The organism is Enterobacter sp. HMSC16D10 (assembly GCF_001807145.1).
Classification (GTDB): Bacteria; Pseudomonadota; Gammaproteobacteria; order Enterobacterales; family Enterobacteriaceae; genus Enterobacter; species Enterobacter roggenkampii.
Map to the genome: position 1 here is coordinate 76,864 of NZ_KV787905.1, position 25,372 is coordinate 102,235.

General features: G+C 56.5%; 21 protein-coding genes and 1 pseudogene. 14 read left to right on the forward strand and 8 right to left on the reverse strand.

Going from position 1 to position 25,372, the window contains the following annotated elements; all coding sequences use genetic code 11:
* Nucleotides 1-45 precede the first annotated feature (45 nt).
* Nucleotides 46-903, forward strand: a pseudogene (gene nfo / locus HMPREF3143_RS20505) (deoxyribonuclease IV).
* Between the two features lie 47 nt (nucleotides 904-950).
* Here the strand turns inward: nfo and fruA are convergent.
* The 3 genes from fruA to fruB are packed head-to-tail and all read right to left on the reverse strand — an operon-like array spanning nucleotide 951 to nucleotide 4,721.
* The gene (gene fruA, locus HMPREF3143_RS20510) at nucleotides 951-2,636 is read right to left on the reverse strand and encodes a PTS fructose transporter subunit IIBC (RefSeq protein ID WP_070534227.1); all 1,686 of its coding nucleotides are present in this window, start codon (nucleotides 2,634-2,636) and stop codon (nucleotides 951-953) included.
* A gap of 16 nt (nucleotides 2,637-2,652) precedes the next feature.
* Nucleotides 2,653-3,591, reverse strand: a complete 939-nt coding sequence (gene fruK, locus HMPREF3143_RS20515) for a 1-phosphofructokinase (protein WP_008500936.1) — start codon at nucleotides 3,589-3,591, stop codon at nucleotides 2,653-2,655.
* The gene (gene fruB / locus HMPREF3143_RS20520; RefSeq protein WP_008500937.1) at nucleotides 3,591-4,721 is read right to left on the reverse strand and encodes a fused PTS fructose transporter subunit IIA/HPr protein; all 1,131 of its coding nucleotides are present in this window, start codon (nucleotides 4,719-4,721) and stop codon (nucleotides 3,591-3,593) included. Before fruB ends, fruK begins: the two co-directional genes overlap by 1 nt.
* Before the next feature lie 361 nt (nucleotides 4,722-5,082).
* Here fruB and setB point away from each other — a divergent pair, with 361 nt between their 5' ends.
* Nucleotides 5,083-6,264, forward strand: coding sequence for a sugar efflux transporter SetB (gene setB / locus HMPREF3143_RS20530; protein WP_023294042.1), 1,182 nt, complete (start codon nucleotides 5,083-5,085; stop codon nucleotides 6,262-6,264).
* Here the strand turns inward: setB and HMPREF3143_RS20535 are convergent.
* Complete coding sequence (locus HMPREF3143_RS20535; RefSeq protein WP_021241515.1) at nucleotides 6,261-6,515, reverse strand: YkgJ family cysteine cluster protein; 255 nt, start codon at nucleotides 6,513-6,515, stop codon at nucleotides 6,261-6,263. The two genes, setB and HMPREF3143_RS20535, sit on opposite strands and share 4 nt — an antisense overlap.
* A gap of 164 nt (nucleotides 6,516-6,679) precedes the next feature.
* On the opposite strand from HMPREF3143_RS20535, the gene yeiP reads away from it, so the two are divergent.
* Entirely contained in the window at nucleotides 6,680-7,252 is a 573-nt protein-coding gene (yeiP, locus tag HMPREF3143_RS20540; RefSeq protein ID WP_008500940.1) for an elongation factor P-like protein YeiP, read from the forward strand.
* Between the two features lie 117 nt (nucleotides 7,253-7,369).
* Here yeiP and uxuA read toward each other — a convergent pair whose 3' ends face one another.
* Nucleotides 7,370-8,560, reverse strand: a complete 1,191-nt coding sequence (gene uxuA / locus HMPREF3143_RS20545) for a mannonate dehydratase (RefSeq protein WP_070534228.1) — start codon at nucleotides 8,558-8,560, stop codon at nucleotides 7,370-7,372.
* Nucleotides 8,561-8,763: 203 nt separating this feature from the next.
* On the opposite strand from uxuA, the gene HMPREF3143_RS20550 reads away from it, so the two are divergent.
* From HMPREF3143_RS20550 to yejF, 9 genes are all read left to right on the forward strand, one after another.
* Nucleotides 8,764-10,230 carry a mannitol dehydrogenase family protein gene (locus HMPREF3143_RS20550; protein ID WP_070534229.1) on the forward strand — a complete coding sequence of 489 codons (1,467 nt, stop codon included), beginning with the start codon at nucleotides 8,764-8,766 and terminating at the stop codon, nucleotides 10,228-10,230.
* 122 nt (nucleotides 10,231-10,352) lie between these two features.
* Nucleotides 10,353-11,339: a CobW family GTP-binding protein gene (locus HMPREF3143_RS20555; RefSeq protein WP_008500943.1), complete on the forward strand. Its 987-nt coding sequence runs from the start codon at nucleotides 10,353-10,355 to the stop codon at nucleotides 11,337-11,339.
* A gap of 33 nt (nucleotides 11,340-11,372) precedes the next feature.
* Entirely contained in the window at nucleotides 11,373-12,086 is a 714-nt protein-coding gene (locus HMPREF3143_RS20560) for a phosphatase PAP2 family protein (RefSeq protein WP_021241518.1), read from the forward strand.
* A 415-nt stretch (nucleotides 12,087-12,501) separates the two neighbouring features.
* A complete protein-coding gene (mepS, locus tag HMPREF3143_RS20565) occupies nucleotides 12,502-13,071 on the forward strand; it encodes a bifunctional murein DD-endopeptidase/murein LD-carboxypeptidase (protein WP_008500946.1) in 570 nt (189 codons plus the stop codon).
* A 127-nt stretch (nucleotides 13,072-13,198) separates the two neighbouring features.
* On the forward strand, nucleotides 13,199-14,755 hold the full coding sequence (locus HMPREF3143_RS20570) for a cyclic di-GMP phosphodiesterase (RefSeq protein ID WP_008500947.1): 1,557 nt from the start codon (nucleotides 13,199-13,201) through the stop codon (nucleotides 14,753-14,755).
* Nucleotides 14,756-14,828: 73 nt separating this feature from the next.
* The gene (locus tag HMPREF3143_RS20575; RefSeq protein WP_008500948.1) at nucleotides 14,829-16,634 is read left to right on the forward strand and encodes an extracellular solute-binding protein; all 1,806 of its coding nucleotides are present in this window, start codon (nucleotides 14,829-14,831) and stop codon (nucleotides 16,632-16,634) included.
* 9 nt (nucleotides 16,635-16,643) lie between these two features.
* Nucleotides 16,644-17,738 (forward strand): microcin C ABC transporter permease YejB, encoded by a 1,095-nt coding sequence (locus HMPREF3143_RS20580; protein WP_008500949.1) that lies wholly within the window; start codon nucleotides 16,644-16,646, stop codon nucleotides 17,736-17,738.
* Entirely contained in the window at nucleotides 17,738-18,763 is a 1,026-nt protein-coding gene (locus HMPREF3143_RS20585; protein WP_032652768.1) for an ABC transporter permease, read from the forward strand. The genes HMPREF3143_RS20580 and HMPREF3143_RS20585 overlap by 1 nt, the downstream gene beginning before the upstream one ends.
* Nucleotide 18,764: 1 nt before the next feature.
* Entirely contained in the window at nucleotides 18,765-20,354 is a 1,590-nt protein-coding gene (gene yejF, locus HMPREF3143_RS20590; protein WP_021241521.1) for a microcin C ABC transporter ATP-binding protein YejF, read from the forward strand.
* A 3-nt stretch (nucleotides 20,355-20,357) separates the two neighbouring features.
* Here yejF and HMPREF3143_RS20595 read toward each other — a convergent pair whose 3' ends face one another.
* The 3 genes from HMPREF3143_RS20595 to rsuA all read right to left on the reverse strand — a co-directional run bounded on the left by HMPREF3143_RS20595 (nucleotide 20,358) and on the right by rsuA (nucleotide 22,901).
* Nucleotides 20,358-20,702: a YejG family protein gene (locus tag HMPREF3143_RS20595; protein WP_008500952.1), complete on the reverse strand. Its 345-nt coding sequence runs from the start codon at nucleotides 20,700-20,702 to the stop codon at nucleotides 20,358-20,360.
* A 279-nt stretch (nucleotides 20,703-20,981) separates the two neighbouring features.
* Nucleotides 20,982-22,178 (reverse strand): Bcr/CflA family multidrug efflux MFS transporter, encoded by a 1,197-nt coding sequence (locus HMPREF3143_RS20600; RefSeq protein ID WP_008500953.1) that lies wholly within the window; start codon nucleotides 22,176-22,178, stop codon nucleotides 20,982-20,984.
* A 15-nt stretch (nucleotides 22,179-22,193) separates the two neighbouring features.
* Nucleotides 22,194-22,901: a 16S rRNA pseudouridine(516) synthase RsuA gene (gene rsuA, locus HMPREF3143_RS20605; protein WP_021241522.1), complete on the reverse strand. Its 708-nt coding sequence runs from the start codon at nucleotides 22,899-22,901 to the stop codon at nucleotides 22,194-22,196.
* Nucleotides 22,902-23,182: 281 nt separating this feature from the next.
* On the opposite strand from rsuA, the gene HMPREF3143_RS20610 reads away from it, so the two are divergent.
* On the forward strand, nucleotides 23,183-24,943 hold the full coding sequence (locus HMPREF3143_RS20610; RefSeq protein WP_070534230.1) for a DNA repair helicase RadD: 1,761 nt from the start codon (nucleotides 23,183-23,185) through the stop codon (nucleotides 24,941-24,943).
* 125 nt (nucleotides 24,944-25,068) lie between these two features.
* Complete coding sequence (rplY, locus tag HMPREF3143_RS20615) at nucleotides 25,069-25,353, forward strand: 50S ribosomal protein L25 (protein ID WP_008500956.1); 285 nt, start codon at nucleotides 25,069-25,071, stop codon at nucleotides 25,351-25,353.
* Nucleotides 25,354-25,372 lie beyond the last annotated feature (19 nt).

Consider the following 25,372-nt stretch of genomic DNA (forward strand, 5'->3'; position numbering starts at 1 on the left):
GTTAACCCGCTATCATAGGCATTTCGGGTTAACAGGAGTCCCTTTATGAAATATGTTGGAGCGCACGTTAGCGCTGCAGGTGGCCTTGCGAATGCCGCCATTCGCGCCGCCGAAATTGAGGCGACCGCTTTCGCCCTGTTCACCAAAAATCAGCGCCAGTGGCGCGCCGCACCGCTCACCGCTGAGGTGATTGATGATTTCAAAGCCGCCTGTTAGAAATACCGCTACGGGCCCGGCCAGATCCTCCCCCACGACAGCTACCTGATCAACCTCGGTCACCCGGTTGAAGAAGCGCTGGAAAAATCCCGCGAAGCGTTTCTGGATGAAGTGCAGCGCTGCGAACAGCTGGGGCTGACGCTGCTGAACTTCCATCCGGGCAGCCATCTGATGCAGATCGACGAAGATGCCTGCCTGGCGCGCATTGCCGAGTCCATTAACATCACTCTGGATAAAACCAAAGGCGTGACGGCGGTGATTGAGAACACCGCTGGTCAGGGCAGCAACCTCGGCTTTAAGTTCGAACATCTGGCGGCGATTATCGACGGCGTGGAGGACAAATCCCGCGTCGGCGTGTGCATTGATACCTGCCACGCGTTTGCCGCCGGTTATGACCTGCGCACCACCGAGGCAACAAAAAACACGTTTGATGAGTTCGAGCGCATTGTGGGCTTTAAATATCTGCGTGGAATGCACTTAAACGATGCGAAAAGCGCCTTTGGTAGCCGCGTTGACCGCCATCACAGCCTGGGCGAAGGCAACATTGGCCACGATGCGTTTCGCTTTATCATGCAGGACGCTCGCTTCGACGGTATTCCGATGGTGCTGGAAACCATCAATCCGGACATCTGGGCAGAAGAGATTGCCTGGCTGAAGGCACAGCAAACCGCTGAACAGGCGGCATAAAAAAAGCCGGGTGCGTAATGCGACCCGGCTTTTTTGTTGTTTATCGCTTACGCTGCTTTCGCCACAACTTCCGCTTCCGGACGTTTCAGCACCGCGTAAGAGAGGCCCGCCACCAGCGTACCGGCAACAATCGCCAGCAGGTAACCCAGTACCGGGGTGATGGCGCCAGGGATCAGCAGCACGAACAGACCGCCGTGTGGTGCCATCAGTTTTGCGCCAATCGCCATGGAGATCGCACCCGTTACCGCACCACCCGCGATACAGCACGGCAGCACACGCATTGGGTCACGCGCCGCGAACGGAATCGCGCCTTCGGTGATGAAGCACAGACCCAGAACCAGCGCCGCTTTGCCGCCTTCCTGCTGCGCTTTATCGAACTTACGACGGGCAATAATCGTCGCCAGGCCGAGCGCCAGAGGAGGCACCATGCCTGCCGCCATGATGGCTGCCATTGGTGCGTAGGTTTGGGTACTCAGCAGGCCCACACCAAAGGCATACGCCGCTTTGTTCACAGGCCCCCCCATGTCGGTACACATCATGCCGCCGAGGATTGCACCCAGCAGAACCGCGTTCGCGGTGCCCATGGTCTGCAGCCAGTGGGTCAGACCCGCCAGGATGCCTGCAACCGGCTTACCAATCAGGTAAATCATCGCCAGGCCGACCACCAGGCTGGAAATCAGCGGGATGATCAGGATCGGCTTCAGCGCTTCCATACTCTGCGGCAGCTTCAGCTTCGAGCTAATCAGCTTCGCGACGTAACCGGCGAGGAAGCCCGCGATGATACCGCCGATAAAGCCAGAACCGGTGCTCACGGCCAGCATACCGCCGATAAGACCCGGGGTCAGACCCGGGCGGTCAGCAATGGAGAAGGCAATAAAGCCCGCCAGTACCGGCACCATCAGGGCGAAGGCTGAGCCCCCGCCGATCTGCATCAGCGCTGCCGCCAGCGTTCCTTCTTCTTTAAACGCCGTGATACCAAACGCGAACGAGAGCGCGATACACAGACCGCCCGCGACCACCATCGGCAGCATGTAAGACACGCCGGTCAGCAGGTGACGATAGGCGCCTGCGGACTCTTTCTTCCCTTCCGTCGCGGTCTGGCGCGCGCCGGTTGCCTGATACGGCTTCGCTTCCACCAGCGCTTTATCAAACTCCTGCGCGGTCTTTTTCAGCGCCAGGCCGGTGGAGGTGCGGTACATTGGCTTACCGGCAAATTTCGCCAGGTCCACTTCGATATCCGCCGCCACAATCACCAGATCGGCCTCAGCCACTTCCTCTGGGGTGATGGCATTGCCGGCACCGACGGAGCCGCGCGTTTCAACTTTTACCCACCAGCCGCGTTTTTTTGCTTCGGTTTCAATGGCTTCAGCCGCCATAAAGGTGTGAGCCACCCCCGTCGGGCAGGCCGTCACCGCCACAATGCGTTTCGGGCCCGTGGCCACAGCCGGTGCCGTCGCGACAGGCGCGCTGTAGACAGACGCGTGACCTTTCGCTTCGCTCAGGAACAGTTCCGGATGTGCCACCGCGCGATTAATATCGCCCAGCCACACTTTTTTGCCGTTCAGCGCACTGTCAGCCGGGATGTTGTCGCCCAGGACAATGGCCAGTTCGGCATCGCCCGGGTTATCAGTCATCTCGAGATGTGCTTTGTTCGCCGCCGCTCCCAGCAAGGTCTTCGCCATATAGGCGCGTGCCTGTCCGAGACCGGAGTCAATGATCAGCAGCGTTTTCATTATTCCTCTCCTGCTGTTAGTTAAAAGGTTTTAAGTCAACGCGCGCCATCATCGCGGCTAACTGGGTACGATCGGTAATACCGACATTGCTCTGGCTGACGGCCAGGGCAGCAACGGCAGTGGCAAGACGTAAAGTATGTTCACTGGATTCCCGCATCAGCAGACCATAAATCAGTCCGCCAACCATGGAATCCCCTGCGCCAACGGTACTCACAACCTCCATTGACGGCGGTTTGGCGATCCATTCGCCAGACGCGTTAACCCACAACGCGCCTTCTGCACCAAGCGAGATCACCACGTGAGCGATACCCTGCTCGCGCAGCGCATGGGCAGCGTCAATCACATCTTTTAATTCTGGCAGCTTACGGCCCGCCCAGATCTCCAGTTCGCGGCGATTCGGCTTCACCAGCCACGGCGAGGCTTTCAGGCCCGCAACCAGCGCGTCACGGCTGCTGTCAAAAATAATGCATGGGCACTGGCTGCGCAGGCGCGTCATCCAGTCGGTAAACGCTTCCGGGCTGACGCCGGACGGCAGGCTGCCGCTGACGCACACCATGTCGAACTGGCCCAGCCAGGTCAGCGAGTCGTTGACAAAGCGTTCCCAGTCTGACGGCGTCACTTCGAAGCCAGAGAAGTTCAGATCGGTCACTTCACCGTCTTTCTCCGTCAGCTTAACGTTGATACGGGTACGGCCCTGAACAACCTGGAAACGGTTGGCAATGCCCAGCTCGCTGAACAGCTGCTGGAAACCATCCTGGTTGTCTTTGCCGAGGAATCCGCCCACGGTGACATCGATACCGAGATCCTTGAGCACTTTCGCGACGTTAATCCCTTTGCCCGCAGCATGCAGGCCGGTGGTACGCACGAGGTTAACTTCGCCGCGCTCAATTTCCGGGCAAAACCCCACCAGGTCATAAGCCGGGTTCAGCGTAATAGTCGCAACACGTCTGCTCATTATGCGCCCTCCCCCAGACCCGCCGCGATGGCATCGCCAATCGCTTTCAGCGCCTGTTCAGCATCGGCACCCTGCGCGGTGAAACGCAGACGGTGGCCTTTCTTCACGCCCAGCGCGACCACTTTCATCAGACTACGGCCGTTGGCCGGTTTGCCCGTGCCGTCAAGATTCGCCACGGTAATCTCACTCTCAAATTGTTTAATGGTATTCACCAGCATGGTGCCCGGACGGGCATGCAGGCCGTGCTCGTTACGCACCACGAACTCCGCGGTTAGCACGTCATCCGTCAGCGCATCATCACTGGTCAGCAGTGCCAACACGGTGGACGCATCAGCGTTCAGCAGTTTTTCAGCTTTGTTGTTCAGCAGCAGATCGCCAAGACGCTTCAGCACGGAAACCGGCTGTTCATCAGCCATCGCGACGGTCACCAGCATGGCTGCGCGCTCGCCTTCTACCTCAAATGCCGAGGCAGCACGGCTCACGGCAATCGCACTGCGCAGGTTGCCTTCAGCACTGTCGTTCAGCCAGATGCCCTGACCCAGATTCAACGGCTTATCGTTAATCACGCGCGTCACAAAGGTGGCATCCGCCGCGCCGGCTTCTTTCAGACGACCCGCGTTCAGCGCCTGCAGCGTCACCAGATCGGAAGCAACCACATCCAGCGTCAGCGTTTCATTATCCAGTTTCAGCGCTTCACTCTGTTTTTCGCCCATCAGCAAGGCGCGCAGCTCTTCCGCGGTGGTGGCAGATTTAAGCTGTTCAGCCACCGCGTCATCGCTCAGAACATGCGTCAGCTGACGCAACAGACCTAAGTGTTCATCGCTGCTTGCCGCGATACCGATGGCCACATAGGCCACCTGACCGTCGCCCCAGAGCACGCCCTGCGGGAACTGATACACCTTAACGCCGGTTTTCAGCACCTGATCGCGGGTGTCGGTGGTACCGTGCGGAATGGCAATGCCATTGCCGAGGAAGGTTGAAGTCTGCTGCTCGCGGGCCAGCATGCCGTTGACATAGCCGTCCGCGACGTTACCCGCCTGCACAAGCGCAGCGGCAACCTGGCGAATAGCCTCTTCTTTATCCCCGGCCTGAGCGCCCGGGTGGATATCCTGAACAGATAACTGGAACATGGTTCTCCACTCCTGCTGAACTTGAATCGTTTCAGCTTTAATGAGAAAAAATGCGCTAGCCTGCTCCGTTTGTTAAAACAAGATAGCGCTGAAACGTTTCAAAAAGTCTTGCGCTTTCTGCTGAACCTTGCAAGTAAACTCGTCTTTCTGATATCAGAATTTAGAGATACAGCACATTTCTTCTTCATTGAGCTGAATTTTGCTGAAGTTCAGCAAGTCAGTTTCAGCTAAGGTCAGCAGCGTGAGATGCAAGTTGAAATGCCATTTTGATTTTTCGTGGCATCATTGACCGCACCCACTGTTTATTTTTTAGCTGACGGCGTACACTCCGCCCCTCTCTGCTACTCGCTAATTATAAAACATGCATAACACCCCTGCGGCTGCCTCGCCAAAGCCCTTTGACTTGACTTCAGCGGCCTTCCTGATTGTTGCCTTTTTCACGGGCATTGCCGGTGCGTTACAGACGCCGACGCTGAGCTTATTTCTGACCAATGAGGTTCATGTTCGTCCGGCGCTGGTTGGCTTCTTTTTTACCGGAAGCGCCATCATCGGCATCCTGGTCAGTCAATTTCTGGCGGGGCGATCCGACAGAAAAGGCGATCGTAAAAGCCTGATCGTTTTCTGCTGCCTGCTGGGGGTCATGGCCTGCGTTCTGTTTGCCTGGAACCGCAACTACTTCATTCTGCTTTTCGTCGGGGTATTCCTGAGCAGCTTTGGCTCGACGGCTAACCCACAGCTGTTTGCGCTTGCCCGCGAACACGCCGACCATACCGGACGTGAAGCGGTGATGTTCAGCTCTGTCCTGCGTGCACAGGTGTCGCTGGCGTGGGTGATTGGCCCGCCGCTGGCCTACGCGCTGGCGATGGGTTTTGGCTTTACGGTGATGTACCTGAGCGCGGCAGTCGCGTTTGTGGCGTGCGGCGCGCTGGTGTGGTTCTTCCTGCCGTCCATGCGCAAAGAGCCCAAGGTGGCAACAGGTGTGCTGGAAGCGCCGCGCCGTAACCGCCGCGATGCCCTGCTCCTGTTCGCGATCTGCACGCTGATGTGGGGCACCAACAGCCTGTATATCATCAATATGCCGCTGTTTATCATTAATGAACTGCACCTGCCGGAGAAGCTGGCGGGCATCATGATGGGCACCGCAGCCGGGCTTGAGATCCCGACCATGCTCATCGCAGGCTATTACGCAAAGCGCTTCGGGAAACGTTTTTTAATGCGCATCGCCGCCGTCGCCGGTCTGCTGTTCTATCTCGGCATGCTGACGGTACATACGCCGGGGCTGTTGCTGGCGTTACAGCTGCTGAACGCTATCTATATTGGTATTCTCGCCGGGATAGGCATGCTTTATTTCCAGGATCTGATGCCGGGCCAGGCAGGCTCCGCCACCACCCTTTATACTAATACCACCCGCGTGGGCTGGATTATTGCCGGTTCAATGGCCGGTGTCGTGGCCGAAATCTGGAACTATCACACGGTGTTCTGGATTGCGCTGGTGATGTGTACGCTGACGATGGGCTGCCTGGCGAGGATTAAAGACGTTTAAGGCGCGGTGAGCGCTTCCAGCTCAAGAAGGTACGTTATCGCCTGCTCTCGCGTGCTGCCGCACATTTCAGCCGTGGGCTGAAGCCCGGAGCAGACCTTCGGGCGCAACGGTGAGCCAAAGATCATGCACAGGTTCGTTTCCGAGAGCTGAACGCAGCGGGTATTGGCAGGTTTGCCCTCGGGCATTCCTGGAATGGGGCTTGAAATGGACGGTGCAGTACAGCACGCGCCACAATCGGGACGACAATCCATAAATGCTCTCTTTCGCTGGCGAATGCCCGTACGGTCGGGCATCGCGCGCACAGTAACACCTTTTGTGTATTGATAGCAAAAGCCACGAATTCCTCTTGCCTGAAAGGCCGCGCGCGAGTAATTTGGCGCGATATTTTTTACCTCCCGTAAACAGGATTACTGCAATGCCAAGAGCGAACGAAATTAAGAAAGGTATGGTACTGAATTACAACGGCAAATTGCTGATTGTGAAAGATATCGATATTCAGGCACCAAGCGCCCGTGGTGCAGCTACGCTGTACAAAATGCGTTTCGCCGATGTGCGTACCGGCCTGAAGGTGGAAGAGCGCTTTAAAGGGGACGATATCGTCGATACCGTGACCCTGACCCGTCGCTATGTTGATTTCTCCTACATCGACGGCAACGAATATGTGTTCATGGACAAAGAAGATTACACCCCGTATATCTTCACCAAAGACCAGATTGAAGAAGAGCTGCTGTTCATCCCGGAAGGCGGTATGCCAGACATGCAGGTTCTGACCTGGGACGGCGTGCTGTTGGCGCTGGAACTGCCTCAGACCGTCGATCTGGAAATCGTTGAAACGGCACCAGGCATCAAAGGCGCATCCGCCAGTGCCCGCAACAAACCGGCTACCCTGACCACCGGCCTGGTTGTGCAGGTGCCGGAATACCTCTCTGCTGGCGAGAAAATCCGCATCCATATCGAAGAAAAACGCTATATGGGTCGCGCTGACTGATTGCGGCGTTTGTCGGGTGGCGCTACGCTTACCCGACAAACGAAAAAACCGGCCCAGAAGCCGGTTTTTGTGTTTTTGTAGGCTGGGTAAGGCGAAGCCGCCACCCGGCAATTCCGGTTACAGCAGCTCCGGATACTTCGTCATCTTCAGCGCCAGCTCAACGCCGCGCACTTCCGCCATCCCTTTAAGACGGCCAATCGCCGAATAGCCCGGGTTGGTTTTCTTACGCAGATCGTCCAGCATCTGGTGTCCGTGATCCGGACGGAACGGGATAGGACGCACATCGCCAGCCTGCTTACGACGCGCCTCTTCCGCCAGAATGGCGTCTACCACCGCGACCATATTCACATCGCCGCCCAGGTGCGCCGCCTCGTGGAAGGTTTTTGGATTCTCTTCACGGCAGGTCGCGCGCAGATGCGTGAAGTGGATACGATCGCCGAAGGTTTCGATCATCCGCACCAGGTCGTTATCCGCCCGCACGCCGTAGGAGCCGGTACACATGGTGAAGCCGTTATAGATGCTGTCGACCATCTCTTTCAGCCACTGCATATCTTCAATCGTGGACACGATACGCGGCAGGCCGAGGATAGGACGCGGGGGATCGTCCGGATGTACCGCCAGGCGAACCCCTACTTCTTCCGCAACCGGCACGATAGCGCGCAGGAAATACGCCATGTTTTCACGCAGCTGCTGCTTATCAATATCGCCGTATTCCGCCAGGCGGGCGCGGAACTGATCCAGCGTATACCCCTCTTCGGCACCCGGCAGGCCCGCAATAATATTACGGGTCAGCTTTTCGATGTCTGCGTCACTGGCGGCGTTAAACCACGCGCGCGCCTGCTGCTGCTCTTCCGCGGTGTAATCCGCTTCTGCGCCAGGGCGTTTCAGAATGTGCAGTTCGAATGCCGCAAAGGCAATCTGATCGAAACGCAGCGCTTTTGAGCCGTCCGGCATTTGATATTCGAGGTCTGTACGCGTCCAGTCCAGAATGGGCATGAAGTTGTAGCAAACGGTATCAATACCGCAGGCCGCGAGGTTACGGATGCTCTGCTGATAGTTGGCAATCCAGGTCTGATACTCTCCGGAATGGGTTTTGATGTCTTCGTGAACCGGAATGCTTTCTACCACAGACCAGGTTAATCCCTTCTCCGCCAGCAGCGCCTGACGCGTCTGTATTTCCTCTACCGGCCAGACCTGACCGTTAGGAATATGATGCAGCGCCGTGACGACACCCGTTGCGCCAGCCTGACGCACATCATCAAGAGAAACCGGATCGTTCGGCCCGTACCAACGCCAGGTTTGTTCCATTGCCTCACCCTCTTAAGTTGTTATACCAATATGCGTTACTACAATGACGACTACCATACATGTTTACCGCGAAGGGTCAATACACCGCCACACATTGATTGATCAAACTCACATAACGGGGATATTTACGGCTCACCAATTTTATTTGCTGTCATATAACTTTACACTGGCATTGTTAATTAATGGTTAATCAGGTGTATCTCATGAAGACAATTGCGTCCACCGCCCTTCCTGCCCGGGTTCAGCAACCGCGCTACGATCGTCAGCAACTGCGCTCCCGCATCGTCCACTTTGGCTTTGGCGCGTTTCACCGTGCGCACCAGGCCTTGTTAACAAATCGGGTGCTGAATGAAAAAGGCGGCGACTGGGGGATTTGTGAGATTAGCCTCTTCAGCGGCGATGTGCTGATGAGCCAGCTGCGCGCGCAGGATCATCTGTTCACCGTGCTGGAAAAAGGGGCTGAAGGAAATGAAGCGATTATCGTCGGTGCCGTCCATGAATGCCTGAACGCAAAGCTGGACTCCCTGCCCGCCATTATTGAGAAATTTTGCGAGCCTCAGGTCGTGATTGTCTCGCTCACCATCACAGAGAAAGGCTATTGCATCGATCCCGCGACCGGGAAACTCGACCTGAATAACCCCCGGATCGTCCACGACCTTGAAAACCCCTCAGAGCCACATTCCGCCCCTGGGATCCTGGTCGAAGCGCTCCACCGCCGCCGCGAGCGCGGCCTGCCTGCCTTTACCGTGCTCTCCTGCGACAATATCCCGGACAACGGGCACGTGGTGAAAAACGCCGTGCTGGGCATGGCGCAAAAACGTTCCGCAGGGTTATCTGAATGGATCGATAGCCACGTAAGCTTCCCCGGAACGATGGTCGACAGGATTGTTCCCGCCGCGACGGAGGCCTCGCTGGCGGAAATCACCGACGCGCTCGGCGTGGAAGATCCGTGCGCCATCAGCTGCGAGCCGTTCATTCAGTGGGTAATAGAAGATAATTTTGTCGCCGGCCGTCCCGAGTGGGAAGTGGCGGGTGTCCAGATGGTGCAGGATGTTCTGCCGTGGGAGCAGATGAAATTACGCATGCTCAACGGCAGCCACTCTTTCCTGGCGTATCTCGGGTATCTTGCCGGCTACGCGCATATTAATGAATGCATGGAGGACACAGCGTTCCGAGAAGCCGCCCGTCGGCTGATGCTGAACGAGCAGGCCCCCACGTTACGGATTAAGGATGTCGACCTCACCGCGTATGCCGATAGCCTAATCGAACGCTTTGCCAACCCGGCCCTCCAGCATCGGACCTGGCAAATCGCGATGGACGGTAGCCAGAAGCTTCCGCAAAGAATGCTGGACGGGATCCGCGTTCATCTTGAGCGATACACGCCGTGGCCGCTGCTGGCCCTGGGCGTGGCAGGCTGGATACGCTACGTCAGCGGCACCGACGAGCGCGGCAACGCGATTGACGTTCGCGATCCCCTCAGCGATAAAATCCGCACGATCGTCAACGCCAGCAGCGACATCGACCGCGTCCCCGCGCTGCTGGGGCTGAGCGAAGTGTTTGGTCACGATCTCGCGCACAATCGTGTTTTTGTTGAGGCCGTTAGCCAGGCCTATCAGCGCATCACCCGTCACGGCGCACGTCAGGCTGTTATCGAAACGTTAAATATTTAACGATTGTTGCGCTTAACGCGAACGGATAAAGCCTCCGTTCGCCCTTCCCCTTCTCACAGGTCACGTTTTTCGCCAGGATAGAGAACAGTGTTATCGCATCATCATTCTCATCCGGAGCGCACGTGACCAAAACCAACCTCATCACCGGTTTTCTCGGCAGCGGTAAAACCACCTCAATTCTCCACCTGCTGGCGAATAAAGATCCGGCCGAGAAGTGGGCCGTGCTGGTCAATGAATTTGGCGAGGTGGGCATTGACGGCGCGTTACTGTCATCCAGCGGCGCGATGATTAAAGAGATCCCCGGCGGATGCATGTGCTGCGTCAATGGCCTGCCGATGCAGGTGGGGCTCAATACCCTGCTGCGTCAGGGCAAACCCGACCGCCTGCTGATTGAGCCCACCGGGCTGGGCCACCCGAAGCAGATCCTCGATTTACTGACCGCCCCAGTTTACGAGCCGTGGATCGATCTGCGCGCCACACTGTGCCTGCTCGATCCGCGTCAGCTTCTGGATGACAAGGCGGTGGCCAACGAGAACTTCCGCGATCAGCTCGCCTCGGCAGACGTTATCGTCGCCAACAAGGAAGATCGCGCCACGCCTGAAAGCCAGGCCGCGCTGGAGGCGTGGTGGCAACATTTTGGCGGCAATCGCACGCGGGTGCAGACCACCCAGGGGAATATTGATAGCACCCTGCTTGACCTGCCTCGTCTGAACCTCACCGAGCTGCCTGCCAGCGCGGATCATGCGCACAGCCATCCGGTTAAGCAGGGTCTGGCAGCCCTGAGCCTGCCGGAGCACCAGCGCTGGCGTCGTAACCTGAACAGCGGCCAGGGATACCAGGCCTGCGGATGGATTTTCGATGCTGAGACCGTTTTCGATACTATCGGGATTCTGGAGTGGGCCCGCCTTGCGCCCGTCGATCGCGTGAAAGGGATCATGCGCACGCCGGACGGACTGGTGCGGATCAACCGCCAGGGCGACGATTTCTTCATTGAAACGCAGAACGTGGCGCCGCCTGACAGCAGAATAGAGTTAATTAGTGCGGTTAACGCCGACTGGAATGCCCTCCAGTCCAGCCTGTTGAGGATTCGTTTAAGTTCGGGCGGCTAACGTTGCCCCAGTTTTCACTCTATGCAGAACGTTATGACAACTCGATTTCCCCTGATATTACTGCTTAATGTCGCCGGTCTGGCGCTTTTCTTCTCCTGGTATATCCCGGCGAATCATGGTTTCTGGTTCCCCCTGGATTCTGGCATCTTTCACTTCTTCAACCAGGCGCTGGTGAAGAGCGACGCATTCCTGTGGCTGGTGGCCATCACCAACAACCGCGCCTTCGACGGTTTCTCGCTGCTGGCCATGGGCTGCCTGATGCTCTCTTTCTGGCTGAAAGAGGATAAAGCGGGACGTCGGCGTATTCTGATTATCGGTCTGGTAATGCTGTTGTTTGCTGTCGTCATTAATCAGCTGGCTACCGCGATTATTCCGGTTAAGCGTTCCAGCCCTACGCTCTTTTTCACCGATATTTATCGCGTCAGTGAGCTGCTGCATATTCCAACAAAAGATGCGTCGAAGGACAGTTTCCCCGGCGATCACGGCATGATGCTGCTCATTTTTTCCGCAGTCATGCTTCGCTATTTCGGCCGAAAAGCGTTTGCCATAGCCCTGATTATTTTTGTGGTTTTTGCCTTCCCGCGCGTAATGATTGGCGCTCACTGGTTCACCGATATTGCTGTCGGTTCGCTCTCCGTTGCGCTGATTGCGCTGCCGTGGTGTTTAATGACCCCGCTGAGCGACAGGATAATAGCGTTGTTCGATCGCTATCTTCCCGGTAAGGCGCAACAACAATTAAACAAATAACTAACCTAAATTAACGTGAGCTATCAGGGATCGACATGATCCCCGATAGCCTTCCCGCCACGATCTTTTCCCTCTGTCATATTCCTGTCATCACATTCATGATAAAAATGAAGCAATTGCGCGATCACGCGTCGGATCTGACCGCATTTTAAGCAATTACGGATTTTTACTTTCTGTATCACATTTTCTTATAAAAAAAAGGCTTTTTTTACTCGCAATACCCCTGGCAATCGGTTAATCTCGAACTCGTTTTGCCCCATAGGGATAATTATTTCGATGGTGAATAATTTTGTGCGCTATGCCACAAATGTGACCAGAAAGAATTGTCTCGATGTGAACAGATAATTAGTCTCGTCACGTTTGGCATTTTTATAACGATATTTGTCGTTAAGGACTTCAAGGGAAAATAAACAAAATGGTCAAATCTCAACCGTTTCTGAGATATATCTTGCGGGGGATCCCGGCGATAGCAGTCGCGGTACTGTTATCTGCATGTAGTACATCGAACACCGCGAAGAATATGCATCCTGAGACGCGTGTTGTGGGAATGGAAGATTCCTCTTCACTGCAAGCCTCTCAGGATGAATTTGAAAATATGGTACGTAATCTGGACGTGAAGTCCCGCATTATGGACCAGTATGCTGACTGGAAAGGCGTGCGTTATCGTCTTGGCGGCAGCACGAAAACAGGTATTGATTGTTCCGGTTTTGTACAGCGTACGTTCCGCGAGCAATTTGGGTTAGATCTTCCGCGTTCAACCTATGAACAGCAGGAGATGGGCAAGTCGATTTCACGTACCAAACTGCGCACCGGTGATTTAGTTCTGTTCCGTGCCGGTTCTACCGGTCGACATGTTGGCATCTACATTGGTAATGACCAGTTCGTACATGCCTCCACCAGCAGCGGTGTGACCATTTCCAGCATGAACGAACCGTACTGGAAGAAGCGTTATAACGAAGCGCGCCGCGTACTGACCCGCAGTTAATATAACTATTGTATCGTTGGTTATCCCTTGGCTGGCGATATGATGAAAAAAAGCACTGCTTCGGCAGTGTTTTTTTTTGCCCGTTACACTGAATACATCAAGCGGCTTTTCAGGAATCACGACGTCTATGCTCACCCGCTACTTCTCCAGTAATCGTAAAATACTGATCCTCAGTATTATCACGGGTCTCATCACCGCCCTGCTCCTGGGTTCCCTGCAATTTTCGTGGAGTTACCACAAGCGGGAAGTCAAATTCGACACCCTGGTGAATGATGTGAGCGCCTACATGGGGAGCTATTTCGAAGACCTAAAAAAAGCGGTCAATGTCCTCCAGCCTCTCACGCTGAACACGTGCCAGGACGTCAACCAGGAACTCACCTCACGCGCGGCCTTCAGCATTAACGTTCGCGCCTTCCTGCTGGTCCGGGACAAGATGGCATTCTGCTCCTCGGCAACAGGCCCGATGAATGCCCCGATGGAGACGCTCATACCTGAGCTGAACATCAATAAACAGATCGATATGGCGTTGCTTCCGGGTACCCCCATGCTGCCTGATGAACCTGCGATTGCGATCTGGTACCGCAACCCATTAGTGAAGGACGGCGGGGTGTTCACTTCTGTGAATATTAATCTGACGCCTTACCTGCTTTATACTGAGCGCCAGGACGAGTTCGCGGGTATCGCTATCATTATCGGCGATAACGCTTTGTCGACGCGGTCCAGCACGCTGGTTCATACCCGCGACTTGCATGACATCCCGGTCCGCACGGCGACGCTGAAAGACCTCCCCCTGACCATCAACCTGTATGCGGACGCATGGACCAGCGATGAAATTCTCTACGCGCTGTTCTTTGGGCTGGTATGCGGGATTTGTGCCGGATCGCTTAACTACTACATCCTCAGCATTCGGCTCAACCCGGGTAAAGAAATTTTAAGCGCTATCAAGCGCGGTCAGTTTTATGTGGTTTATCAGCCCGTCGTCGATGCCAAATCGCTCAGGATGACCGGGCTTGAAGTCCTGATGCGCTGGAAACACCCGACAATGGGGGAAATTCCGCCGGACGCGTTTATCAATTTTGCCGAAGCACAGAAGCTGATTGTCCCGCTGACGCTGCATCTCTTTGACCTTATCATTCACGATGCGCCCGTGTTACAAACGCTGTTACCTCCGGGCGCAAAGGTGGGTATTAACATTGCACCGGGGCATCTGCATGCGGAAAGCTTCAAGGACGATATGCGCACCTTCAAAGCCCTGCTGCCGCCGGATTACTTCCAGATCGTGCTGGAAATTACCGAGCGCGATATGCTCAACCATCGGGAAGCCAACACCCTTTTCGAATGGCTGCATAACGAAGGGTTTGAAATCGCCATTGATGATTTTGGTACCGGCCACAGCGCGCTGATTTACCTTGAGCATTTCACCATGGACTACCTCAAAATCGACCGTGGTTTTGTTAATGCGATCGGTACCGAGACCGTGACGTCGCCGGTGCTGGATGCCGTTCTGACGCTGGCAAGACGACTGAATATGTCGACCGTCGCCGAAGGGGTAGAGACGCCGGAACAGGCGGCCTGGCTGCGCGAACACGGCGTTAACTTCCTGCAGGGATACTGGATTAGCCGCCCGATGCCGCTGGCGCAGTTCCGCGAATGGCGGCCTGATATTTCGCCCGAAGGCGATTAATTTCACATTGCCCGTGACGTCACTTATTATTCAGCTTAACCGAGCCGGTCTGTAGAGAGGGAGCTGCCGCGAGATGCTTATGCGCTTTATGTTGCTGATGTTGGCATTCACGAGCCTGTCCAGCCAGGCGCAAACCATCAAAGAGAATATCGCCTTCGCGGTGATTGGCGAGCCGAAATACGCGGTCAATTTTACGCACTTCGATTACGTCAACCCAGCCGCGCCAAAAGGCGGTAAGGTCACGCTTTCCGCCACGGGAACCTTCGACAACTTCAACCGCTACGCCCTGCGCGGCGTGGCGGCCGCGCGAACGGAATCGCTTTACGATACGCTCTTTGTCACCTCCGATGACGAGCCCGGCAGCTACTATCCGCTGATTGCCGAGAACGTACGTTACGCCGATAACTTCGCCTGGGCGGAAATCTCGCTGAACCCGCGGGCACGTTTTCACGATGGCACACCGGTGAAGGCCAGCGACGTTGCGTTCACCTTCCATAAATTCATGACCGAAGGCGTCCCCCAGTTCCGCATCGTATATAAAGGCGCGTCGGTCAGAGCCATCGCGCCGCTCACTGTGCGCATTGAGCTGAGCGAACCGAACAAAGAGAATATGCTCAGCCTGTTCTCGCTGCCGGTGATGCCGGAATCGTTCTGGAAAAATCATAAGCTGAGCGACCCGCTTTCAACGCCTCCTCTGGCTGGCGGCCCCTACCGCATTACCGACTGGCGAATGGGGCAATATGTCGTTTATTCCCGCGTCAAAGACTATTGGGCGGCCAATCTGCCGGTCAACCGCGGACGCTGGAACTTCGACACCCTTCGCTATGATTACTACCTCGACGATAACGTGGCGTTTGAAGCGTTCAAAGCCGGGGCATTCGATTTGCGCGTCGAGAGCAGCGCCAAAAACTGGGCGACCCGCTATATCGGCAAAAATTTCGCCAAAGGCTATATCGTCAAAGACGAACACAAAAATGAATCTGCCCAGGACACCCGCTGGCTGGCGTTTAATATTCAGCGTCCGGTATTTAATGACCGCCGGGTGCGGGAAGCCATCTCCCTGGCCTTTGATTTTGAGTGGATGAACAAAGCGCTGTTTTACGGGGCTTATAGCCGCGCCAACAGCTATTTTCAGAATACCGAATACGCCGCGCGTGATTATCCGAAAGCCGACGAACTGGTCCTGCTGGCCCCCCTTAAAGCAGAGGTACCGCCAGAGGTGTTTACAACGGTGTTTCAGCCGCCCGCATCGAAGGGTGACGGTTACGACCGCGACAACCTGCTCAAAGCCAGCAAGCTGCTGGATGACGCAGGCTGGCACCTGAAGAACCAAAAACGTGTGGATGCCAAAACGGGCAAGCCACTCAGCTTTGAACTGCTGCTCTCGTCCGGGGGCAACGACCAGTGGGTGCTGCCGTTTAAGCACAACCTTGAGCGGCTGGGCGTGACCATGAACATTCGCCAGGTCGATAACGCGCAGATCACCAGCCGCATGCGCAGCCGTGATTACGACATGATGCAGCGCCTGTGGCCCGCGCAGCCGTGGCCTAGCTCGGACCTGCAAATCTCCTGGGCCTCCAGCTACATCGACTCCTCGTACAATGCGCCGGGGGTAAAAAGCCCGGCGATTGATGCGCTCATTGCGAAAATCGTGGCGGCGCAGGGGGATAAAGACAAGCTCGTGCCGCTCGGGCGCGCCCTCGACAGGGTCTTAACCTGGAACTACTACATGCTGCCGATGTGGTATATGGGCGAAGATCGCCTTGCGCGCTGGGATAAGTTCTCCGTGCCTGCCGTGCGCCCGGTCTATTCTCTGGGCTTTGACACCTGGTGGTATGACGTTAACAAAGCCGCCAGACTTCCCGCTGAGCGGCGATAAGGAATTATCATGGGTGCCTATCTTCTCCGCCGTCTGCTGCTGGTCATCCCCACCCTGTGGGCCATCATCACGATTAACTTTTTCATCGTGCAAATCGCTCCCGGTGGGCCGGTCGATCAGGCCATTGCCGCCATTGAATTTGGCAACAGCGGCGGCATGCCGGGCGGCGGCGGTGAAGGGATGGGCGCCAGCCATGCGCGAACTGGCGTAGGGAATATCAGCGAAAGCCATTACCGCGGCGGACGCGGGCTGGATCCGGAGGTGATCGCCGAGATCACCCACCGCTACGGCTTTGATAAACCGATTCACGAGCGCTATTTCAAGATGCTCTGGGATTACATCCGCTTTGATTTTGGCGATAGCCTGTTTCGCAGTGCGTCAGTGCTGACGCTGATCAAGCAAAGCCTGCCGGTTTCGATCACGCTCGGGCTGTGGGGTACGCTGATCATCTATCTGGTCTCTATACCGCTTGGGATCCGCAAAGCGGTGTACAACGGCAGCCGGTTCGATATCTGGAGCAGCACGTTCATCATTATCGGCTATGCCATCCCGGCGTTTCTGTTCGCCGTTCTGCTGATCGTCTTTTTTGCCGGGGGCAGTTATTTTGATCTCTTCCCGCTGCGGGGGCTCGTCTCCGCCGATTTCAGCTCCCTGCCGTGGTACCAGAAAATCACCGACTACCTCTGGCATATCACGCTGCCGGTTCTGGCCACGGTCATTGGCGGGTTTGCGGCCCTGACCATGTTGACCAAAAACGCCTTTCTCGATGAAATTCGTAAACAGTACGTCGTCACGGCCCGCGCTAAAGGCGTGAGCGAAAAGCAGATCATGTGGAAGCACGTGTTCCGCAACGCCATGCTGCTGGTGATCGCCGGATTTCCGGCCACGTTCATCAGTATGTTTTTTACCGGCTCGCTGCTGATAGAGGTGATGTTCTCGCTTAACGGTCTGGGCCTGCTGGGCTATGAGGCCACCGTGTCGCGTGATTATCCGGTAATGTTCGGCACGCTCTATATTTTCACCCTGATTGGCCTGCTGCTGAATATCATCAGCGATATCAGCTATACGCTGGTCGATCCCCGAATCGATTTTGAGGGCCGATGATGCCGCGTTTAAGCCCCGTCAACCAGGCCCGCTGGGCCCGCTTTCGCCACAACCGCCGCGGCTACTGGTCGCTGTGGATTTTTGCCGTGCTGTTTGTCTTAAGCCTGTTTTCAGAACTGATCGCTAACGATAAACCGCTGCTGGTGCATTTTAACGACCGCTGGTACGTGCCGGTCATCGCCAATTACAGCGAAAGCGACTTTGGCGGCCCGTTTGCGACGCCGGCGGAGTATCAGGATCCGTGGCTTCGCCAGCAGATTGAGCAGCACGGCTGGGCGCTCTGGGCGCCGGTGCGTTTTGGCGCAAACAGCATTAACTTCGCCACCACGACCCCCTTCCCTTCCCCGCCCTCCGCGCAAAACTGGCTGGGAACGGATGCTAACGGCGGTGACGTGCTGGCGCGCATCCTATATGGCACGCGTATTTCGCTTCTCTTTGGGCTGATGCTGACGATCTTCTCCAGCGTGATGGGCGTCGTGGCGGGCGCCATTCAGGGCTACTACGGCGGGAAAATTGACCTCTGGGGCCAGCGGGTGATTGAGGTCTGGTCAGGCATGCCGACGCTGTTTCTGATCATCCTGCTTTCCAGCGTCGTACAGCCCAACTTCTGGTGGTTATTAGGCATTACCGTCCTGTTCGGCTGGATGGCGCTGGTCGGTGTGGTCAGGGCCGAGTTTCTGCGCACCCGTAATTTCGACTATATTCGCGCCGCGCAGGCGCTTGGCGTGAGCGACCGCGGGATCATCTTCCGCCATATGCTGCCCAACGCCGTGGTGGCAACGCTCACCTTCCTGCCGTTTATTCTGTGCAGCTCCATCACCACCCTCACCTCACTGGATTTTCTCGGTTTCGGGCTACCGTTGGGTTCCCCGTCGCTCGGCGAACTGCTGCTGCAGGGCAAGAACAACCTGCAGGCGCCGTGGTTAGGCATCGCCGCCTTTCTTTCCGTGGCCGTGCTGCTGTCGCTGCTGATTTTTATTGGCGAAGCCGTGCGCGATGCCTTTGATCCGAACAAGGCGGTTTAAAATGACCCAGCCCCTGCTCCGTATTGATAACCTGTCGATTGCCTTTTCAAAACAGGACGAGACGCGCACCGTGGTCAGCGACCTGACGCTGCAGATCCAGCGCGGTGAAACGCTGGCCCTGGTGGGTGAGTCGGGTTCAGGCAAGAGCGTTTCGGCGCTCTCCATCCTGCGGCTGCTGCCTTCTCCGCCGGTGAGCTACCCGCAAGGGGATATCCTTTTTCATGGCCGTTCGCTGCTGCACGCCGACGAACAGACCCTGCGCGGCATTCGCGGCAACAAAATCGCGATGATCTTCCAGGAGCCGATGGTGTCGCTTAACCCGCTGCACAGCCTGGAAAAACAGCTCTATGAAGTGCTCTCCCTGCACCGTGGGATGCGCAAAGAGGCCGCGCGGGGAGAAATTCTGGATTGTCTTGAACGCACAGGCATACGCAATGCGGCCAAACGGCTGAATGATTTTCCGCATCAGCTCTCCGGCGGCGAACGCCAGCGCGTGATGATCGCCATGGCCCTGCTGACGCGCCCCGAGCTGTTGATTGCCGACGAGCCCACAACGGCGCTGGACGTGACGGTACAGGCGCAAATACTGACGCTGCTGCGGGACCTGCGTGACGAGCTGAACATGAGCCTGCTGTTTATCACGCACAACCTGAGCATTGTGAGAAAGCTGGCCGACAGCGTCGCGGTGATGCAAAACGGCCGCTGTGTTGAACAGAATGCGGCGTCCACGCTGCTGAGCGCGCCGCAACACCCCTATACGCAGCGCCTGCTCGACAGCGAACCCTCCGGCGACCCGGTTCCCCTCGACGCTGACAGCACGCCGCTGCTGCGCGTTGAGGATCTGTCCGTCTCGTTCCCGATCCGCAAAGGTATTCTGCGCCGCATTGTCGATCGCAACCCGGTGTTAAAAAATATCCGCTTCTCGCTGCGCCCGGGCGAATCCCTCGGGCTGGTGGGCGAATCCGGCTCGGGTAAAAGCACCACCGGTCTGGCGCTGCTGCGATTAATTGCCTCACAGGGCGAAATCCTGTTTGACGGCATGCCGCTGCACCGCTGGAACCGGCGGCAGATGCTGCCCGTACGTCCTCGCATGCAGGTGGTCTTTCAGGATCCCAACTCCTCGCTTAACCCGCGGCTCAGCGTGTTACAGATTGTCGAAGAGGGCCTGCGCGTCCATCAGCCCGGCCTGAGCGCGCAGCAGCGTGAGCAGGAGGTCATGCGGGTAATGGTTGAAGTGGGTTTAGATCCCGAGACGCGCCACCGCTATCCTGCGGAATTTTCCGGCGGGCAGCGCCAGCGTATCGCGATTGCCCGCGCGCTGATCCTGAAACCAGAGCTAATTATTCTGGATGAACCGACATCGTCTCTGGACAGGACCGTACAGGCGCAGATCCTGGCGCTGCTTAAAGGGCTACAGGAAAAGCACCGGCTGGCCTATATCTTTATCAGCCATGATTTGCAGGTGGTGCGGGCGCTATGCCATCAGGTGATTGTGTTGCGACAGGGAGAGGTGGTCGAGCAGGGAGAGTGCCAGCGCGTATTTAGCGCGCCAACGCAGCGCTACACGCGCCAGCTGTTGTCGTCAGACTAGCGCTCAGAATGGATACTGGCCGGAGAAAGGCTCTGCAATAGCAACGCCAAAATTTTTCAGGCGGCAGGTGGCAGCAAACTCGTCCTGGCTTTTCACAAACAGGCACGGCTCCCCTTCGCATTCCAGCACGGAGCTGTCCACTTCGATATCCGTCAGGGCCTGACTGAGACGCTCCATCACCCGCCATGCATTTTCATCGCTCGGGCTCAGCAGCTTGAGCGCCACCAGGCAGTTTTCACAGCCCGCGACGTTTTGCGGAATCGGTTCAACTTTCGAACCAGCAAAACCCGCCGACCAGCGATAGCTCTGGGGCAAGCGATGGACAATAGAAAGTTGTAATGTATTCACGTTCGTTCCCCGGAAGCAAAATTTACTTCACAATTTATTTACATTTATAGTAACACATCATCGCCAGCCTGCACTATTCAGCACTTTTTTATCGGTATTCAGGCTCGCGTCGGCGCTATATGTACCCGTTTCTGCGATCTAACTCAACCTTTTTGAATACAATGATGTGACTTTTTACACAAATAGATTTTACATAAAATAAACAAACACGGCATAAACGAACGGGGGTTTGGTTGATATGCATCAACAAAAAAGGCCCTGCCGGGCCTTCTCTGTGTTTTAGTGGGCCGCTTTTCGCGGTCGACTGGCGTAAAGATAGAAGAGTATCGAGCTAGTTGCGCAAAAAGCCATGGCCCACAGCATGGGCCATGCCGTCGTAAAGGTGGCCATAGAAAGCAACGCGCCAACGATAGCGCCGATGCCGAAGCGGAACGTCCCCGCCAGGGAAGAGGCGGTCCCCGCCATGTGCGGGAACTCATCCAGAATCACCGCCATCGCATTGGACGACACCATCGACACGCAGCCGACAAAGGCCGCTACGCCGACCACCAGCGCCCAGAAGCCCACGCCCAGAAACGCGCTCACCACCAGCCAGATCGCCATCACAAACTGGATCCACAGGCCCGCGCGAAACATGTTCAGCGCCCCCACCCGCCGGACAAAGCGGCTGTTGATGATGGTCATGATGAACAGGAAGACGATGTTAAGCGCAAAGTAATAGCCGAAGTGCTGCGGCGACACGTGGTTAAGCTCGATGTAGACAAACGGCCCGGCGCTCAGGAAAGAGAACATTCCGGCAAAGCTGAACCCGCTTGCCAGCATATAACTGAGCACGCGCTTGTGGCGAAACAGCGAGGCAAAGTTGCCGATGGTGGTACGGATGTGAAACTTCTGGCGGCGCTCGACGGGAAGCGTTTCATCTATAAAGAAGAAGATCATTGCCGAGGCCAGCAGCGCGGCCAGGGCCAGGATCCAGAAAATCACATGCCAGCTGAACCACACCAGCACCGCACCACCCGCCATTGGCGCCACCAGCGGCGCAATCGTCGTCACCAGCATCACGAACGACATCATGCGGGAGAACTCTTCCTTCGGGTAGATATCGCGCATCAGGGCGTTAATCACCACGCTTGCCGCTGCCGCCGCCAGACCGTGGAAGAAACGCATGATGATCAAATGATCAATGGTCTGGGCCAGCGCACAGGCAACCGCTGCGGCCGCAAAGACCAGCGTCCCGCCCAGAATGACGGGCTTGCGTCCAAGGCTGTCCGCCATCGGGCCATAAAACAGCTGACCAAGGGCAAAGCCGAGAATATAGGTGCTGAGCGTCATCTGCGCGCTGCCCGCCGGGACGCCAAACTGCGCGGAAATGACCGGCAGCGCGGGCAGGTACATATCAATAGACAGCGGCATCAGCATGGCCAGCAGGCCAAGAATGAAGACGATTTTGAACGACGAGTGTGGCCTGGTGGTCACAGAGTTCTCCTGAAATTAGTGCGAAGGCAGACCGACGCTGGCGATCTCTTCTTCCGTTAACGGACGGTATTCGCCTGGCGCAAGGTCGGGATCGAGTTCAATCGCACCAATCCGTTCGCGATGCAGGCCAACAACGTGGTTCCCCACCGCGGCAAACATACGTTTCACCTGATGGTAGCGCCCTTCGCTGATGGTCAGACGGACCTCCGTCGGGGTGATGACTTCAAGCACCGCCGGTTTAGTCAGATCTTTTTCATTATGCAGCTGCACGCCTTTCGCGAAGTGCTCAGCCGTGTCATCCGACACCGGTGACTCCAGCGTCACGAGATAGGTTTTCTCGCAGTGGTGGCGTGGAGAGGTGATGCGATGCGACCACTGACCGTCGTCGGTCATCAGCACCAGACCGGTGGTGTCGATATCGAGGCGGCCTGCGGCATGCAGCTTGTGCGCCACCGGTTCGTCGAGGAAATAGAGCACCGTCGGGTGATCCGGATCGTCCGTTGAGCAGACGTAGCCTTCCGGCTTATTGAGCATAAAGTAGCGAGGACCGTGCTGCTGGGTCAGCGGATTGCCGTCGTACTCCACCTGATGGTCAGGTTGCAGTTTGAACGCGCTGTCTCTCACAATGTCGCCATCCACGGTAACGCGGCTGGCGCGAATTTCGCGCCCGGCAATAGCGCGGCTTACGCCGAGTTGCTGAGCGATAAACTTATCAAGTCGCATGAAATCTTTTTAGCCTTAATGGTGCAGGAAGTCGGACAACAGGTCCGAAAATAGAAGCAGTCTGGAACGGTTCAGTATAATGGTCTGGTTGCGCCACTCAAGGGAAAAAGTTTCGTGGCATACTATCTATACCCTAAATAATTCGAGTTGCATGAAGGCGGCAAAGGAGTGAATCCCCGGGAGCTTACATAAGTAAGTGACCGGGGTGAACGAGTGCAGCCAACGCACAGGCAACTTGAAGTATGACGGGTATATGTGCGGAATAACGAAACCGAGACCCCATGACTTTTACACTTCGTCCCTATCAGCAGGAAGCCGTTGACGCCACCCTCGCCTGGTTCCGTAAACATCGCGAGCCGGCGGCGATTGTGCTCCCGACCGGTGCAGGCAAAAGCCTGGTCATTGCCGAACTGGCGCGTCTGGCCCGCGGCCGCGTACTGGTGCTGGCGCACGTTAAAGAGCTCGTCGCGCAAAACCATGCCAAGTATTGTGCACTTGGACTGGAAGCCGACATTTTCGCCGCCGGTCTAAAGCGTAAAGAGAGCCACGGCAAGGTGGTGTTTGGCAGCGTGCAGTCGGTGGCCCGCAATCTGGATCTGTTTCGCAGCGAATTTTCGCTGCTGATTGTCGACGAGTGTCACCGCATCAGCGATGACGACGACAGCCAGTATCAGCAAATCCTGACGCACCTGAAGGACGTGAACCCTTACCTGCGCCTGCTGGGCCTGACGGCGACCCCGTTTCGTCTGGGTAAAGGCTGGATCTATCGTTACCATTATCACGGCATGGTGCGCGGCGATGACAAGGCCCTGTTTAGCGACTGCATTTACGAACTTCCGCTGCGCTACATGATTAAACATGGCTACCTGACGCCGCCTGAACGGCTGGATATGCCGGTGGTGCAGTACGATTTCAGCCGCCTGCAGGCGCAGAGCAACGGGTTATTCAGCGAAGCGGATCTTAACCAGGAGCTGAAAAAGCAAAAGCGCATTACGCCGCATATCATCAGCCAGATTGAGGAGTTCGCCGCGACGCGCAAAGGGGTGATGATCTTTGCCGCCACCGTTGAGCACGCGCGCGAAATCACCGGGTTACTGCCCTCCGGCGACGCGGCGCTCATCACCGGCGAGACGCCCGGCCCCGAGCGCGACCGCCTGATTGAGGCCTTTAAAGCCCAGCAGTTCCGCTATCTGGTTAACGTGTCGGTGTTGACCACCGGCTTTGACGCCCCGCACGTTGACCTGATCGCTATTTTGCGCCCGACCGAATCGGTCAGTCTGTATCAGCAAATTGTTGGCCGCGGCCTGCGTCTGGCGCCGGGGAAAACCGACTGCCTGATCCTCGATTATGCCGGTAACCCGCACGATCTCTATACGCCTGAGGTCGGCGCGCCAAAAGGAAAAAGCGACAACGTGCCCGTGCAGGTCTTTTGCCCTGCCTGCGGGTTTGCCAACACCTTCTGGGGCAAAACCACCGCCGACGGCACGCTGATCGAACATTTTGGCCGCCGCTGTCAGGGCTGGTTTGAAGATGATGAAGGGCATCGCGAGCAGTGCGATTTTCGTTTCCGCTTCAAAAACTGCCCACAGTGCAACGCCGAAAATGACATTGCCGCTCGCCGCTGTTGGGAGTGCGACACGGTGCTGGTTGACCCGGACGACATGCTGAAAGCGGCGCTAAAGCTGAAAGATGCGCTGGTGCTGCGCTGTTCCGGCATGGCGCTACAGTCCGGCGCCGATGAAAAAGGCGAATGGTTGAAAATCACCTATTACGACGAGGACGGGGCGGACGTCAGCGAGCGCTTCCGGGTCCAGACGCCTGCCCAGCGAACGGCCTTCGAACAGCTGTTTATTCGCCCGCACACCCGCACCCCGGGCGTGCCCCTGAGCTGGATCACCGTGGCCGATATCGTGCGCCAGCAGGTGTTGTTGCGCCATCCGGATTTTGTCGTCGCCCGTAAGAAAGGCCAGTACTGGCAGGTGCGCGAGAAGCTCTTTGACTACGAAGGTCGCTTCCGTCGCGCCAACGAATTGCGCGGTTAGCGGGACTTTTCATTGATGTGAGGGGCATTTGAGTATAAAATGCCGCCCGCTTCACATCCGTGAGGCAGAACACTCACCTGCTGCTGGGTCGCCTGTAGTAGGGTTTTAAATACAGAGAGAAATCAATGTTCACTATCGAAGCAGAAGTACGTAACGTGCAGGGTAAGGGTGCGAGCCGCCGCCTGCGTACCGCTAACAAGTTCCCGGCTATCGTTTACGGTGGCGAAGCTGCTCCAGTTGCAATCGAACTGGATCACGACAAACTGTGGAACCTGCAGACCAAAGCTGAATTCTACAGCGAAGTTCTGACCATCGTTGTTGGCGGTAAAGAAGAAAAAGTGAAAGTTCAGGCTGTTCAGCGTCACGCGTTCAAGCCAAAACTGACTCACATCGACTTCGTTCGCGCGTAATCGCAAACCTGTCGAAAAA

Coding starts and splice junctions, on each gene's coding strand:
- fruA (WP_070534227.1), bottom strand. CDS start 2,636: ATGAAAACGCTGCTGATCATTGACTCCGGTCTCGGACAGGCACGCGCC.
- fruK (WP_008500936.1), bottom strand. CDS start 3,591: ATGAGCAGACGTGTTGCGACTATTACGCTGAACCCGGCTTATGACCTG.
- fruB (WP_008500937.1), bottom strand. CDS start 4,721: ATGTTCCAGTTATCTGTTCAGGATATCCACCCGGGCGCTCAGGCCGGG.
- setB (WP_023294042.1), top strand. CDS start 5,083: ATGCATAACACCCCTGCGGCTGCCTCGCCAAAGCCCTTTGACTTGACT.
- HMPREF3143_RS20535 (WP_021241515.1), bottom strand. CDS start 6,515: ATGGATTGTCGTCCCGATTGTGGCGCGTGCTGTACTGCACCGTCCATT.
- yeiP (WP_008500940.1), top strand. CDS start 6,680: ATGCCAAGAGCGAACGAAATTAAGAAAGGTATGGTACTGAATTACAAC.
- uxuA (WP_070534228.1), bottom strand. CDS start 8,560: ATGGAACAAACCTGGCGTTGGTACGGGCCGAACGATCCGGTTTCTCTT.
- HMPREF3143_RS20550 (WP_070534229.1), top strand. CDS start 8,764: ATGAAGACAATTGCGTCCACCGCCCTTCCTGCCCGGGTTCAGCAACCG.
- HMPREF3143_RS20560 (WP_021241518.1), top strand. CDS start 11,373: ATGACAACTCGATTTCCCCTGATATTACTGCTTAATGTCGCCGGTCTG.
- mepS (WP_008500946.1), top strand. CDS start 12,502: ATGGTCAAATCTCAACCGTTTCTGAGATATATCTTGCGGGGGATCCCG.
- HMPREF3143_RS20570 (WP_008500947.1), top strand. CDS start 13,199: ATGCTCACCCGCTACTTCTCCAGTAATCGTAAAATACTGATCCTCAGT.
- HMPREF3143_RS20575 (WP_008500948.1), top strand. CDS start 14,829: ATGCTTATGCGCTTTATGTTGCTGATGTTGGCATTCACGAGCCTGTCC.
- HMPREF3143_RS20580 (WP_008500949.1), top strand. CDS start 16,644: ATGGGTGCCTATCTTCTCCGCCGTCTGCTGCTGGTCATCCCCACCCTG.
- HMPREF3143_RS20585 (WP_032652768.1), top strand. CDS start 17,738: ATGCCGCGTTTAAGCCCCGTCAACCAGGCCCGCTGGGCCCGCTTTCGC.
- yejF (WP_021241521.1), top strand. CDS start 18,765: ATGACCCAGCCCCTGCTCCGTATTGATAACCTGTCGATTGCCTTTTCA.
- rsuA (WP_021241522.1), bottom strand. CDS start 22,901: ATGCGACTTGATAAGTTTATCGCTCAGCAACTCGGCGTAAGCCGCGCT.
- HMPREF3143_RS20610 (WP_070534230.1), top strand. CDS start 23,183: ATGACTTTTACACTTCGTCCCTATCAGCAGGAAGCCGTTGACGCCACC.
- rplY (WP_008500956.1), top strand. CDS start 25,069: ATGTTCACTATCGAAGCAGAAGTACGTAACGTGCAGGGTAAGGGTGCG.